The sequence below is a fragment of the Acaryochloris sp. CCMEE 5410 genome (assembly GCF_000238775.2).
Lineage (GTDB): Bacteria > Cyanobacteriota > Cyanobacteriia > Thermosynechococcales > Thermosynechococcaceae > Acaryochloris.
This window is the reverse complement of record NZ_AFEJ02000001.1, coordinates 575,387-588,488: the sequence shown is the minus strand read 5'-3', so window position 1 is coordinate 588,488 and position 13,102 is coordinate 575,387. Positions and strand designations below refer to the sequence as shown.

The following is a 13,102-nucleotide window of genomic DNA, read 5'->3' as shown; positions in this document are numbered from 1 at the left end:
CACTCTTTTATCTGTTCTTCAGCGGCGGTATCTCTGAGCAAGACTATGACCACAACAACTTCCGAACCCACTCAGACCATGACGGCTGATAAGCGCGGGTTACCCGTCACCATTATCACGGGCTTTTTGGGTAGTGGAAAGACAACCCTGTTAAACCACATTCTCTCTAATCAAGAAGGTTTAAAAACGGCTGTTCTGGTCAATGAATTCGGTGAAATTGGTATTGATAATGACCTCCTGATCACCACTGGTGAAGATATGGTGGAGCTAAGCAATGGCTGTATCTGCTGCACCATTAATAATGATTTAGTCGAAGCGGTCTACAAGGTTCTGGAGCGGTCCGACAAGATTGATTATCTGGTGGTGGAAACAACAGGGTTAGCGGATCCTCTCCCCGTTGCTTTAACCTTCCTAGGCACCGATTTGCGGGATGTGACGCGCTTAGATTCAATCGTGACGGTGGTCGATTCTGAAAACTTTAGTTTGGACTTGTTTAATAGCGAAGCCGCCCAAAGCCAGATTGCCTATGGCGATATTATTTTGCTCAATAAAGCCGATCTGGTGGATGAAGCAGATCTGGATCTGTTAGAAGTGCGCGTCCGGGAAATGCGAGAAGGTGCTCGGATCATCAGGACCACCAAAAGTCAGGTTTCCCTGCCGCTGATTTTGAGTGTCGGGCTATTTGAATCCGATAAGTACTTTGAAGATGATCACAACGATCATGGCCACAGCCATGACCATGGGCACGATCACGACCACCACGATCATGGACACCACGACCACCACAATCATGGACACGACCACGATCATCACGACCACAGCAATTGTGATCACGACCATGGTCATTGTGAACATGATCATGACCATCACTCCCATCATTTAGATAACGATGGGTTTACATCCCTCTCGTTCCAGAGCGATCGCCCCTTCTCAGTGCGAAAGTTCCAGCATTTCTTGGATGAACAACTTCCCCTCAACGTTTTCCGAGCAAAGGGGATTCTGTGGTTTGATGAAAGTGAGAAGCGTCATGTGTTTCACTTAAGTGGCAAGCGTTTTTCTCTAGATGATGAGGACTGGCGGGGCGAGCCCAAAAATCAACTGGTGTTAATTGGGCAAGATTTGGATCATGACAAGTTGCGATCGCAAATCGAAAACTGCTTAACCACCGATTCCACCAATAGCAGCAAAGGATTTGGCTAAGAAATGATTCTGGCGTTTATGGGTTGAAGCCATAAACGCTATACTTGCGAGGTAGATTAATCATCTACACCAATAAGGGCATGTAGCTCAGTGGATAGAGCATCAGATTCCGGTTCTGAGGGTCGGGGGTTCGAATCCCTCCATGCTCGTTTTTGAAAAAACCTCGAAATATATACCCTTTCAGGGATTCCTAAGTTTCAGGAGTCCCTTTTTGATCGCGAAAATACAGAACATATGTACTAAAATTGGGCCTCGTTGGGCATGATTGGGGTAAAAATTGGGGTAAAATTGGGGTAAAAATAAGCCGGGCACAAGAGCTTTTACCCCAAGTAAGATTTGATGGACACTCAAACGCCTAAAGCTAAAGCCAGCAAAGGTTCCGTTAAAATCAAGGTCTCGAATGATCGACTGCAGCTTGTCTTTTCTTGCGGTGGCAAGCGACATTACCTCAGTTTGGGCTTATCGGACTCCCAGACCCATCGCAAACTGGCGGAAATGAAGGCCAGAGCAATTGAGTTGGACATCGTCTCGGACAACTTTGATGAAACCCTTGAGAAGTACAAGCCTCAATTTACCCGCAGCTCCATTACCCCAATTACCCCAACACCACCCACCCTGCCCAGCCTTGATCAGCTGTGGGAACAGTATGTTGAGTTCAAACGCCCTAGCGTATCGCCAAACTATCTAGCAAAAGAGCTAGTGACTGCTGAACGGGTCATCACAAGACAACTACCAACGAGATCGCTAGAGGATTCCGTCCAAATTCGAGATTGGGTTGTGGCCCATAAACCTGCCAATGCAGCCAAGCGCTTGATCACTCAGCTGTCGTCCTGTTGTGACTGGGCCACCAACAGCAATCTAATTGAGGTCAATCCCTTTAGCGGTATGGCGAAGGAACTCAAGCTTCCCAAAAATGGAAAAAAGCAACAGATCGATCCCTTTACCCAGCAGGAGCGTAATCAAATCATTCAGGCTTTTACAGCGAATCAGTATTATGGCCACTACGGCCCCTTTGTCAGCTTCCTATTTAAAACGGGCTGCCGACCGTCCGAAGCCATCGCCTTGCAGTGGAAACATATCGCACCTGACTTCCAGCTGATTATTTTTGAGCAGTCAGCCATAGATACGGAATATGGCCTAAAAATGCGCAAGGGGTTAAAAACGCAAGAGCGTCGTCAATTCCCTTGCAACACTTCCTTACGAGACCTTCTGATCACTCACCAACCCTCGGACTGTGAACCCGAACTTCTAGTTTTTCCTAGCCCAGGTGGCAAGCTAATTGACTTCCATAATTTTCGGAATCGGGCCTGGAAAACTATTCTGGGAAACCTGAAGGAGATTCGCTACCGTAAGCCTTATCAAACCCGTCATACCTTTATTACCTTGGCCCTAGAGAATGGTTTGGATGCCAAGGATGTCGCTGGATTAGTGGGTAACTCTCCCGAAATCATTTACAAGCACTATGCCGGAACGAAGCGAGAACTTGTGGTGCCTGAATTTTAAGGGGAGCGCTTTTTCTTTCTTCGCCTTCGAGGGGGTGGCTGATTGGAGGGCAATGCCCCCAAAAAGTTCTCAATCGCCTGGTTATGGGTGCCTTTATCCATCCGCGTTGCGGCCCAGTCTTTCATCAGCTCGACGTTATAGCGGACACAGCGGCTGGAATAGCGAACCCAGTGAATCCCCTCAATCAGTTGATTGGAAAGCCGCAGCTTTTTCAAGCTGGATTCAGAAAGACCGACAATCTTAGCGGCCTCATGTTTGTTGCACCAAACAGCGGGTTGTGAATTGGCGGGAGTTGTCATGGCGTTGCCCTCCGAATTAGTCGTACATCCTGGCGCTCATATTCTTTGGTGATCAGCCAAGCCTTACCCTTAACTTCCACCCATCCAGGCTTTTTACGAGGAAACCCCACTACCTGCACCTGGCGACCCGTAAAATACCCCGTTAATAATTCCACCCAATCGCCTTCCTTTAGCTCTGGTGTAGGTGGACTCACACCAGTTTGCTGATGGTGATGATCAAGAGACACCGACCCTTGCTCTGACGGACTTTTCAGGACTTGATCATTTTGAACAGCGAGTTCACGCCCATTATTTAGGGTTTGCTGAAAAAGTAAATTGAGCTAATTCCTGGCATCAAATCGTACAATCAACCCAGTTGTGACGGCCAGGGCCATATTCCTTCACTGGCCCTAGAAAAGCCCCAAGGCAGCCCTGGCAGCTCCATAACGCTTTCCAACACCAGCAATCCCACCCAAAAATGAATGATAAAAGGTGGCGGAGCCACCGCTCTAGATTCATCACCAAGAACGTGATAGCAATCGCACTAGCAGCCGTATCCGCTAACTTCGCCATCACTCGATTCAAGCCAAATCTTCGCTTGGCCTGCCCAAACTTGCCCTCAATTTGGACTCTCACCTTTTCGTCCTCCCGTGCTTGTTGCTTGAGTTGGCCCTGCACCTGGGGGTCTTGTTGAGGTCTTCCTAACGGTGGTCCACTCAATCGGATACCTCGAGCTTTACACCATCGTCGATTAGCTCGGGTTCGATAGATTTGGTCGGCATGGACTGAGAGAGGATAATGGCCAAAGCGACGATGAAAAGCTTCCACTTGATATTGAAGATGCTGGGATTCATTGAACGCATCCCAGCTTAAACGTTCCAGAAACACACATCCGTTGACACAACTGAGGGATAGCTTGGCCCCAAACTCAACAGGTACTCCAGCTTTGCCTCGGACCATCGGTCGGACATGAGGCTGAGTGAGGCTGACAATACGGTCATCTACTCGACGCACGTGCTGTTGATACATCCACTCTTGCTGTCGAAAGACTTCATGAATCACCAGCAACAGACGGTACTGTCGCCGGGACAGTCGGGACAGAGACGCTCCTAAAGCTATCAATCCATCAATGTGGGCTAGATTCCGACGCACATAGCCCAACTGCTGACGAATCCCTTTACGAATCAGCTTGCGACTCGGTTGACGTTTCTTGGCAATGGCCAGATAAGCTTTGCGGGCCTTTTGGCGGTAGGTGCGAGGTTTGCCCTTGAGAGACAGCATGACTTGAGCATATAAAGCATCAAGGATGGCTTCACTCGCTTTGCGGGCATCATTGAGCAGATCTAAGTCTGTCGGATAGCGAATATCGGCTGGCGCACAGGTCGCGTCTATCAACAATTGGCCCTGGTTGGGAGGGGCAGGAGGCTCATCTTCGTCATCTTCAGGAGAAGGAGATGACTCAGGGGACATCACAACAGGAGAACCCTCAGATGCGAGCACTGATTCCACGACTGCGTCGTTGACTTGAGTCAGCAGCTCTAGATTCAACCGTTGGCGAAAGTGAACCAGCATGGAGGCATCAAACGGAGCACTCTCTCGATATTCACTAAAACCCAGAAAGTACTGCAAGTAGGGGTTCTCTCGAATCTGTTCTACGGTCTCTGCATCGGATACACCCAGTTTCTCTTTGATGATTAAGGTCCCTAAGGCCACACGAAAGGGTTTGGCAGGTGCCCCCATGGTCTGACTGAATTCCTCTGCATACTCTGACTCAAAGCTCTCCCAAGGAATCAGCTCGGCGAGTTTGACCCAGCGATTCTCTTCTGATAGTTTGCCTCCGAAGGGCAAGTAGAAGTTCTTAAAGGACAGTTGACCGGGGGATGGGCGACGATACATTGGGGTGCATGTGCAAAGGTTTTGAGTATTTTGAACGATTTTCCTTGCACTTCTCAAGGGCGCTCAACACTTGGATACACTGCAAATATTCAACCTTAGACTTTCGAAGCAAGCCCTATTTAAATCGCGTGTCTGAGCAATGGGGTGATCAGACGACAAAGATCCTTGATATACCGTTGTTGGAGTCACCTGATCCGAAGAGGGTGAATTACGATCACCTGATACTAGCCCTTGCCTAGATTGGGTTTCAGTCACTTGATCATCTGATTCGGGATACGTGAATATTTTTTTGCGGGATTTGCCACCGCGACCATTATTGGCATCAACCTCTCGGATCCCTTCCGTAATATGGCCCTGTCGCCACAGGCGCTTCACCAGTCTGCGCATATGAGATTCACTACAGCTAAACTGAAGGGCCAATTCAGCAATCTCAAACACAATCCCTGGAGCGTGTTGGAAATGGTCTAATAATCTCCCTTCAAGACCACCTTGCCCTTGTGGTGTGCATTTGAAGGCACCGTGGTAAACAATCACACAGTCATCTGGGTCATAGCTAATCACAAACTTGCCAGAACAGCGACTACGAGATTTATTGATACTCCAGATGCGCTGGTCTTCAGGCAAGTTGTCTTCTGACTTCGGGTGACGGAGATACCAAACTTCGCTGACATTATCAGGAATCGCAGTTGTCCCCCGACTCTCCCCTAGCTTGTTCGTATGGTGGAGAATCAAAAATGTGCAGCCATAGGTATTCGCAATATTCCGTAAGTCATAGATACAAGCCCCATAATTGGTATCCTTCTCTGCTAGCTCACTTGCCCGATTAGCAGCTGTAAAGGAATCGATAATCACTAACGTTGGTCGCTCTTGCTCAATCCAGCGGGTGAGCTGGGGCAGTTGGGAAAACTGCCATTCCGTCTCCACCTGCACCATCCCCGGCTGGAACTGCTCATAGTTGGCATCCCGCAGGGAATCAGAGAAATCCACATCCGGCTCATCAGTTTGGATAATCAGAACTTTACCCTGAGTCGTCCGAAAGCCATTCCAAGATTGGCCAGAAGCCACAGCATAGGCCAAATCATAGCTCAGCCGACTTTTACCCGTACCCCCATCTGCAATCAACGCAATCGTGCTGGCCTTGGGAATCTTGCCCGCAATAATCCACTCTCGACTTTCTGGAGCCCGGGCGAGGAAATCAACCACATCCATTGGGGCAAAAGGACGAGCACATTCCAAGCGCGTCTGGTGGATTTTGCGAAGCTGAGCGGTCGAGAGTTCGGCCCGTTTTGCCAGTTGGTTTAGCTCCCACAGTTGGCGAGCAGTATCTTCAATCTGAAGGATTTCGTCAATCTTCTCCAGACACTGCTCATAGTTGAGGCAGATATCATGAGTCTTATGATTGGGCCGAGTGGCCTGTCGTGCAGCGGCCTTGATTTGGCTGATGCTACAACCTGCATTCAGAGCATCGCTGATATCCCATCCCTTAGGAATGGGGGTCTGATTAAAAGGCACTTGAGCGATCCTGGCTCTATTTCCCAATTGGTGAGCCAGCTTTTCTGCACCCTTTTGCCCCGGAAGATCTAGGTCATAGAAAATCGTGACTGGGCCAGGCAGACGCTGAAGTTGCTCAGTGGGAGGAATGACATTACAGCCACAAGTGAAGGTTGCGATCGCAATCTCCGTATCGTCTCGCATCGCCCACCCCAACAAGATCGCATCCCATTCCCCCTCACATAGATAGGTCTGCGTAGCTGCCTTGGGCTTATGGGTGAAGTAGACCATCGCAGGCACCCCCTTCTGAGACCAGGTGGGTCGATTGCCCCAAGGTTCAATTCTGATCTTTCGGTAGTAACGAGTATCTTGATCATCTGCAGAAACAGGAATGACAATTCCAGCTCGACTATGATGGGTCACCAAACCTAAACGATAGTGTTGAATTAGCTCAGTGGTTATCCCTCGTTCTTTCAGCCACTGTTGTGCCTGTCCTCGTTTTCCATCATTGCCATTGAGCAACCAATCGGTAGTCGCCTGTAGTTGATTCGCAAAATAGACTAACGGGGGATCTGAATTCACCTGATTCTTAGCGACAGACCTTTCTGTACTTAGGCTGTCGCGGATTTCTTCAGGAGTACAGCCTGCATGACATTTGTACGCTCCACTGTCTAACAGAGCCAAGCTTTTCTGGGATGGACGACGCCCCTTTTTACGACAGCAGCTAGGACAGTACGCTCGTCCGCTAGCGTTGAAGTTGATAAAGTCTTGAATCTCAAACATATAAATGCCCAACGCAAAACCTATCTGCTGGTCAGACCCATGGATAGGACACCTGCAGAAAGGCGATTTCTTTAAACAGTATATATGTACTATCTCAAAAAAGGATATTGATGCAGAATAGTCATATAATTCTTGGCATGAGTCAGTGGTGGACAACCCCATGCGTAAGGTCTTTAATGCAGAGAGTTTTACAGGTCGAATGGCTATCTTGGTGGATGAGTACAAAAATGCAACTCATCTCGCTAAAGTGGTCGGGGTGAATGACCGAACGATCCGAAAATGGATGGCGGGCACGGAACCCGCTCGAAACTATTTGGAGCTACTGGCTGAAAAGCTTGAGGTCAATATTGAATGGCTAGTGTTGGGTCGGGGACCTATTCGGCGGTCGGATGGGGGGATTGGTGATGGCACTTATGTCCAAATCCCTCTCTACGATGTTCAAGCGGGAGCTGGGGAAGGCATGATTGCTGGGGACAAGGAGCAGATCGAGGAACTGATCGCGTTTAGTCGATCCTGGATTCGTAGTGAATTACGTACTAGCCCAGCTCATTTGAGTTTGATTCATGTCAGTGGAGATTCTATGGAGCCAACTCTGCGACCTGGAGATGTGGTGCTGGTGGATCAGCATCAAGCGGAAGGGGGAACGGATGGAGTTTATGTGTTGCGCCGGGATGGACATTTGCAGATTAAACGTCTGCATTGGTTATCGGGAAAGGTTTTGAAGATTATTAGTGATAATCCCATCTATCAGCCAATTGAGGTGGATTTATCTCAGTTGACGGAGGAGTTTCAGATTATTGGCCGAGTGATTTGGGGTGGGAAGCGATTCTAATTATTTTGCTACAGCTCAGTAGAAAAATCACTCAATATAGTACAAATAAACTAATATGGTTATTTGTATGCCTTTCTAAAAGACTTACCTATCAATGTGAATAATTCATTCAGCTATTTGTGAATCGTTCATCTCTGTTGTTGTCTCGTAAAGATGCCTTGCAAATTCTGTCGGAGGAGCGGGGAAGATCACCTGCCCATCCTCTCGACCCTAGCCTCATCAGTAAGTGGTGTGCTGATTTGAGCTTTGAGGTGGGTTTGCAGGAATTTGATGAAGAACAGATGGCACAACTGAGGGCTATGAACCAGCATTATGCGTGTGGCGGCAGTAGAACAGAGCTTCTTGAAAAAATGAGGAATCCCGAATGGTACCAATCACTGAACTGATGAAATATGGCAGTCGTCGCAAGATTGAAGCGATCGCAGCCGAACTCGGCTACCCTAAAGCGGACGAATACCCTGAAGAAGTCCTAGAAGAGGTCCAACGCAGAGCCAGTAAAAAACAGTCCGTCAGCTCCAAAGCCCATACTGCAGCCGATTCTGAGACGGAAGCCGAAGCGCAGCAGGATCTTCGCTATGTGCAACAGGCCGCAGAGCACCGAGCAGCAGGACTTCTCATTTCCCTCGATGCCTTGACCATGATGCATTGCGCTTCTCGCCAATTTACGGATCCTAAACTCCAGCAGGCCGTCAATGACTCCCAAACCCAGCTCAAACAAATGCTGGCGGGGGTCGCCGTTTACTATGACCCCGACCATTTTTTATCCCCCACCCCGCTAGCCCAGATCACGGCTGGGGGGAATGGTTCGACACAATCTCCGAAATCGCTCAATGGCAAGCCAAGCGACTCCGAGCTGAACGTCGTCGAAGTCGTCTGTTAACGGTATTGATTGCTGCGATCGCAATCGGTATCACCGTCATCCTTACTCATAGATCGGAGTCTCCAAAACCGGAACCCCAAATCGGAACTCAACACCATGCCGATTAAACGCCACAAACGGCGACTCGCCAACGGTGAAGAGCGGGTCTATCTCTATGCTGTGTCTAAAGATGGCTCCCAGCGGCGATCGCTTTCCAGTATTCCCGCCAGTTCCGTTTCCCTTCCCCTCTATAGAAGGGCAGAAAAAAATCGAATTGTTGCTGCCCTTCAAGCCAACTCCAGCTTGCTAGTCGTCGGTGAGGCGGGCATCGGCAAAAGTGTCCTGGGGGAAGCCGTGGCTGAAGAACTGCAGGAATTGGGTTTTATGGTTGCGATCGAACATCCATTAACAGCGAAACAAGCCTATTTGGATATAGCTCAGCAGTTAGGTGTTGAAACAGTAACCATAGAAGGGAAATCTCTTACCTCGAACCAGTTATCGACTGCGATCTCAGAATGGCTCAAAGACAATACCGCCTTTGTCATCTGTGATGATGCCCATCGGTATACGGTTCAGTTTCGCACCTGGCTGGCTCAGCTCCATGACCAAGGTCAGTCTCTATTGCTGCTAGCAACTTTCCCACCAGCCCGAGATATCTTTTTGCGGCTTCCTCGAATCGAATTGAAGCCATTACCTGATAAACCGATTCGTCAGATTATGCGGTCCACAGCTCAAAGTCTGGGTATCGATATGATGCCGTCTCAACTATCCAAGCTGCAGCAGCGCTGTGGTGGCAATCCAATGCTGGCTCAACGGGTTGTGCGTGAAGAATATCTGGGTCTCGATGCGACCAACCCGGACCACACGCAATGGATTGATGGCACTCCGTTTCTGATTGCTGGCCTGATGATTCTGGTTATTACCCGCTTTATTGGCCTGGGGCTTAACAGCACCAGCCTCTATTTAATCGGTGGCATTCTTACCGTGGCAGTCGGTGTAATTCGTCTTTTGGTCTATGCCATGCCGCGCAAGTCAGGGAAGTTAGGCCGATGATGATTGTCACCCATACTGCTTTGAGTATTGCGGGGACTGCTTTAACGATGGGAACGGCAGATCCAGTTGTGCTGGGAGCGGCTGCCCTAGCAGCCCAGCTCCCAGATATGGATACGAGTAAATCTCTTCCAGGCAGAATTCTCTTCCCTGTAAGCCGATGGCTAGAAAAGCGCTTTCCCCATCGGTCAGTTACCCATAGCTTGATTGCCACTGGGCTGATTGCTTTCATTTCTATGCCCCTGATGTCCTTTAGACAGAGCATTTGGCAAGCGGTTATCTTAGGTTATTTTTTTGGCTGGTTTGGGGATGTGTTTACCAAGTCTGGGGTCTGTGCGTTTTATCCCAGCTCTGCTCGGTTGGTAATTCCTGGCAATCCTCGAATGAGGTTGTCCACTGGCAGTGGTGCTGAAGTTTTTGTGTTTGTAGCTCTATTGGCGGTGGCGATCGCAACCATAAACATCAACAGCAACGGTGGCGTCCTCACTGCTTTCAACAAAGTCCTGGGTGTTCCCAGTGGGGCTGTGGAAATTGTCGGTGAAGAGGGCAGCAAGTATCTGATGATTGCCCAAATCCGTGGCCGAAATGCCATTACCCAGCAGCGCATTGATGCCAGCTTTGAGGTGATTAAACCCCTGACTCAGAATGACTTACTGGTCAGGGATTCACAGGGAATCGTCTACCGGGCAGGGGTTAGCCAAGAGTCTCAAATTCTAGCGAGTCAGATTCAGGTGCAGCGGAGTTCACCTATTTCAGTTCAGCTTCAATCCATCAATTTGGATAGTGATGATGTTTACGCTGCTGTTGCCAATTTACCCCCAGAACGCACCTACATTACCGGGACTTTGACCATTGAGGATTCGGAAGATCTTCAACTGCGGACCAACCCTCAGCAATTCAACACAATTACGTTACAGCCTGCTCAGGGATATGCGATCGCACATCTCGTATCAGCCAGTCCACAGGAAGTTGCTCAGCAGCTTGGCTCCTACTTTGCCTCTGGATCACTTATTGTGAGGACCATCAATGTTCGCTCGTGAGAAACCGCTACCCCAAGCTGTACTCAGCCCCAATACCCCACAGACTAATGATTTGATCGAGGAAGATGGGATCCTGTTGGGTAGTGCCTATTGGAATCCTGAAATGTTGCCCAATGGCCATATCGTGGCGATTGGTGCGAGTGGGTCGGGCAAGACGCAGACCCTGAAAGCGATCGCCTATGCACTGCGCCAGACCTATCCTCAAATCCAAGTCATCTTGATCGACTTTCATGGTGATCAAGACATTAAGGGGGAGACTTGCTTCCCTCTTCATATGAGTAGTGATTGGGGCATCAATCTGCTGGTGTTGAATTTGGATCCAGAGGGTGGGGGTCCCAACTTACAAGCAATCCAGGTGGCAGCACTGCTGAAGAAGACTTTGCGGTTAGGCCCTAATCAGGAGGGTCTTGCGTTGGAGGTTTTGGGAGAGTGCTATCACCGTCGGGGGATTCTCCAATCTGATAGTTCGACCTGGACGTTAGAGCCTCCCAACTTTACGGATGTGCAAAGGGTCATTGAAGACCGAATTGAGGATGGTTGCAAGGATAGCCAGAAGTTACAGCTCAAGTTAGCAGCGACCTTTACCTACGGCATTTTTAATCGGGCTCAACCGGAGTTGAGCGAGAAGCTGATTCGCGTGGATTTATCAAAGTTGCCCCCTGCGTTAGCAGCCATCGCTGCTGAATCCCTGGCCCGCCAACTGATGAACAATCATCGGTTGCGAGGTGAGATTGAGGGTAAGCTACCTCACACCTATTTATTCATCGATGAAGCGAAAGAGATGCCCAAGGTCACTGGGTCAGCTTGCGATCGTATCATCGCTGACGGTCGTAAATACGGTTTGGCTTTAGTTCTGGCCTCTCAATCAGAAAGACATTTGAGCTTAGACGTCATTGGCAACTCTGCCACCAAAATCGTTTTACCCGTTGATCAGACGGAAGCAAAGAAAGTAGCTCGGAAGTTTCGATTTGCGGAACAGAAAGTCGCTCAGCTAAAGCCATTGACGGCATTATGTCGATTTGGAACTCAAGCTCAAAAGGTGGAGATCACCCCTTATTTTCAAAGGATTCAGAAGGGGGGCTAATTTGATTACCAAAGCTAGAGCTATCATCAGAAATAATGTTCCAGCTTGGCTAAATGTGGAGGTGAACCGGGACTTTGTTCAGAATTTGCGGGAAGCACTGACTCCGCCTCCACCCTCTAAACCAAATGGTCCCCATTGGCGACGAATTGCTCAGGTCTATAAAGCGTTGGATCAGGCAGAAGCAGGGGCTACATATTCTACGTTGATTCAGCATGTTCAACAGGTGACGGGGACGGGATGTTCAAGAAAGTTGATTGCAAAATGGAAGCGAGAACGGGGATCGCGATAGCGTTGCTATTGGTGGGGTGTGCTCAGCCCCAGATTTCAAATGAAACTACTGAGACGATTGCTGCTGTGTCGCCCACCAGTACACTTCGACCAGCACCTCCCAAAAAGAATACTCCTCGACGATTAAAGTTGCGGTTGACCTTAGATCGGCCAGAAGATTTAAAGGTCAAGGTTGGTGATGAAGTCGTAAAGGGGCAACTTCTGAGCGAACGCTCTGCAATCCGAACCAGGCTCATGTGGAAGCGTAATATTGTGCGCCGCAAACTTAAGCAAATTCAAAGGCCAGCCATATCTTCCCTCTCTGCAGTGGAGGAAGCTGAGGTGGAGCAAGCCCGCTTCAATGTGGAACAGGCGAGAAGTGCAATCTCAGCTTTCTATGCCGATTCTCCCTGGACAGACTATGCCCGCTCCGTGCTGCCAATTTCTGAGAATATTCCATTGGGGCAATTGCAGAACCAGTATCTGCAAGCCAAGGGAGAGCTTGCAATCGCAATTGCCAAGCTACAGGACTCTCAGCAGAGGAATAAAGTTCTACAGCATTCTTCGACTCAAACAGGTGAGCTTACGGCCCAATTGCAGGAGATTGAGGAGAAGTTAAACACTATGGGTCTGGTACATTCCCCCATCAACGGCTGGATTAAATCAATCAAATGGGTGGGACAAACCAATCGAGAGTTGCAGATTGAGATGACTGTGACTGTACGGTCTAAGTATCAGGTCAAAGCCAATCACCCAAAAGCACATCATGGGAACGTCCACTTTTTCGAGTCAAGGTCAGATAGGCTAACCTCTTACTAG

At 49.0% G+C, this 13,102-nt stretch carries 13 protein-coding genes, 1 tRNA gene and 1 pseudogene; 11 read left to right on the top strand and 4 right to left on the bottom strand.

Annotated elements, in window-relative coordinates; all coding sequences use genetic code 11:
• Positions 1-45 precede the first annotated feature (45 nt).
• The 3 genes from ON05_RS02585 (at position 46) to ON05_RS02575 (ending at position 2,703) form a co-directional block, all read left to right on the top strand.
• Complete coding sequence (locus ON05_RS02585) at positions 46-1,200, top strand: GTP-binding protein (RefSeq protein ID WP_010475129.1); 1,155 nt, start codon at positions 46-48, stop codon at positions 1,198-1,200.
• Positions 1,201-1,276: 76 nt separating this feature from the next.
• A tRNA-Arg gene (locus tag ON05_RS02580) sits at positions 1,277-1,349 on the top strand.
• 190 nt (positions 1,350-1,539) lie between these two features.
• Complete coding sequence (locus ON05_RS02575; protein ID WP_010475127.1) at positions 1,540-2,703, top strand: site-specific integrase; 1,164 nt, start codon at positions 1,540-1,542, stop codon at positions 2,701-2,703.
• Here the strand turns inward: ON05_RS02575 and ON05_RS02570 are convergent.
• The 4 genes and pseudogenes from ON05_RS02570 to ON05_RS02555 form a co-directional block, all read right to left on the bottom strand.
• The gene (locus ON05_RS02570; protein ID WP_010475125.1) at positions 2,700-3,002 is read right to left on the bottom strand and encodes a hypothetical protein; all 303 of its coding nucleotides are present in this window, start codon (positions 3,000-3,002) and stop codon (positions 2,700-2,702) included. The genes ON05_RS02575 and ON05_RS02570 overlap by 4 nt on opposite strands.
• Positions 2,999-3,229: a hypothetical protein gene (locus ON05_RS02565; RefSeq protein ID WP_139025855.1), complete on the bottom strand. Its 231-nt coding sequence runs from the start codon at positions 3,227-3,229 to the stop codon at positions 2,999-3,001. Before ON05_RS02565 ends, ON05_RS02570 begins: the two co-directional genes overlap by 4 nt.
• A gap of 119 nt (positions 3,230-3,348) precedes the next feature.
• A pseudogene (locus ON05_RS02560) lies at positions 3,349-4,877 on the bottom strand (IS5 family transposase).
• A 63-nt stretch (positions 4,878-4,940) separates the two neighbouring features.
• Positions 4,941-7,151 carry an AAA family ATPase gene (locus tag ON05_RS02555; RefSeq protein WP_262561097.1) on the bottom strand — a complete coding sequence of 737 codons (2,211 nt, stop codon included), beginning with the start codon at positions 7,149-7,151 and terminating at the stop codon, positions 4,941-4,943.
• A 160-nt stretch (positions 7,152-7,311) separates the two neighbouring features.
• Between ON05_RS02555 and ON05_RS02550 the strand changes: the two genes are divergently transcribed.
• From ON05_RS02550 to ON05_RS02515, 8 genes are all read left to right on the top strand, one after another.
• Positions 7,312-7,983, top strand: a complete 672-nt coding sequence (locus ON05_RS02550; RefSeq protein ID WP_010467578.1) for a helix-turn-helix transcriptional regulator — start codon at positions 7,312-7,314, stop codon at positions 7,981-7,983.
• Between the two features lie 119 nt (positions 7,984-8,102).
• The gene (locus ON05_RS02545; protein WP_029314908.1) at positions 8,103-8,369 is read left to right on the top strand and encodes a hypothetical protein; all 267 of its coding nucleotides are present in this window, start codon (positions 8,103-8,105) and stop codon (positions 8,367-8,369) included.
• Positions 8,348-8,863, top strand: coding sequence for a hypothetical protein (locus ON05_RS02540; protein ID WP_010467574.1), 516 nt, complete (start codon positions 8,348-8,350; stop codon positions 8,861-8,863). The genes ON05_RS02545 and ON05_RS02540 overlap by 22 nt, the downstream gene beginning before the upstream one ends.
• A 96-nt stretch (positions 8,864-8,959) precedes the next feature.
• On the top strand, positions 8,960-9,895 hold the full coding sequence (locus ON05_RS02535) for an ATP-binding protein (protein WP_010467573.1): 936 nt from the start codon (positions 8,960-8,962) through the stop codon (positions 9,893-9,895).
• Positions 9,892-10,932, top strand: a complete 1,041-nt coding sequence (locus tag ON05_RS02530) for a metal-dependent hydrolase (protein ID WP_010467571.1) — start codon at positions 9,892-9,894, stop codon at positions 10,930-10,932. Before ON05_RS02535 ends, ON05_RS02530 begins: the two co-directional genes overlap by 4 nt.
• Positions 10,919-12,016, top strand: coding sequence for an ATP-binding protein (locus tag ON05_RS02525; protein WP_010467570.1), 1,098 nt, complete (start codon positions 10,919-10,921; stop codon positions 12,014-12,016). The genes ON05_RS02530 and ON05_RS02525 overlap by 14 nt, the downstream gene beginning before the upstream one ends.
• A gap of 1 nt (position 12,017) precedes the next feature.
• Positions 12,018-12,305, top strand: a complete 288-nt coding sequence (locus tag ON05_RS02520; RefSeq protein ID WP_010467569.1) for a hypothetical protein — start codon at positions 12,018-12,020, stop codon at positions 12,303-12,305.
• Entirely contained in the window at positions 12,254-13,102 is an 849-nt protein-coding gene (locus tag ON05_RS02515) for an efflux RND transporter periplasmic adaptor subunit (RefSeq protein ID WP_236619181.1), read from the top strand. Before ON05_RS02520 ends, ON05_RS02515 begins: the two co-directional genes overlap by 52 nt.

What these genes read in the sequence shown, in the direction of transcription:
- ON05_RS02585 (WP_010475129.1), top strand. Translation starts at nt 46, where the DNA reads ATGACCACAACAACTTCCGAACCCACTCAGACCATGACGGCTGATAAG.
- ON05_RS02575 (WP_010475127.1), top strand. Translation starts at nt 1,540, where the DNA reads ATGGACACTCAAACGCCTAAAGCTAAAGCCAGCAAAGGTTCCGTTAAA.
- ON05_RS02570 (WP_010475125.1), bottom strand. Translation starts at nt 3,002, where the DNA reads ATGACAACTCCCGCCAATTCACAACCCGCTGTTTGGTGCAACAAACAT.
- ON05_RS02555 (WP_262561097.1), bottom strand. Translation starts at nt 7,151, where the DNA reads ATGTTTGAGATTCAAGACTTTATCAACTTCAACGCTAGCGGACGAGCG.
- ON05_RS02550 (WP_010467578.1), top strand. Translation starts at nt 7,312, where the DNA reads ATGCGTAAGGTCTTTAATGCAGAGAGTTTTACAGGTCGAATGGCTATC.
- ON05_RS02540 (WP_010467574.1), top strand. Translation starts at nt 8,348, where the DNA reads ATGGTACCAATCACTGAACTGATGAAATATGGCAGTCGTCGCAAGATT.
- ON05_RS02535 (WP_010467573.1), top strand. Translation starts at nt 8,960, where the DNA reads ATGCCGATTAAACGCCACAAACGGCGACTCGCCAACGGTGAAGAGCGG.
- ON05_RS02530 (WP_010467571.1), top strand. Translation starts at nt 9,892, where the DNA reads ATGATGATTGTCACCCATACTGCTTTGAGTATTGCGGGGACTGCTTTA.
- ON05_RS02525 (WP_010467570.1), top strand. Translation starts at nt 10,919, where the DNA reads ATGTTCGCTCGTGAGAAACCGCTACCCCAAGCTGTACTCAGCCCCAAT.
- ON05_RS02515 (WP_236619181.1), top strand. Translation starts at nt 12,254, where the DNA reads ATGTTCAAGAAAGTTGATTGCAAAATGGAAGCGAGAACGGGGATCGCG.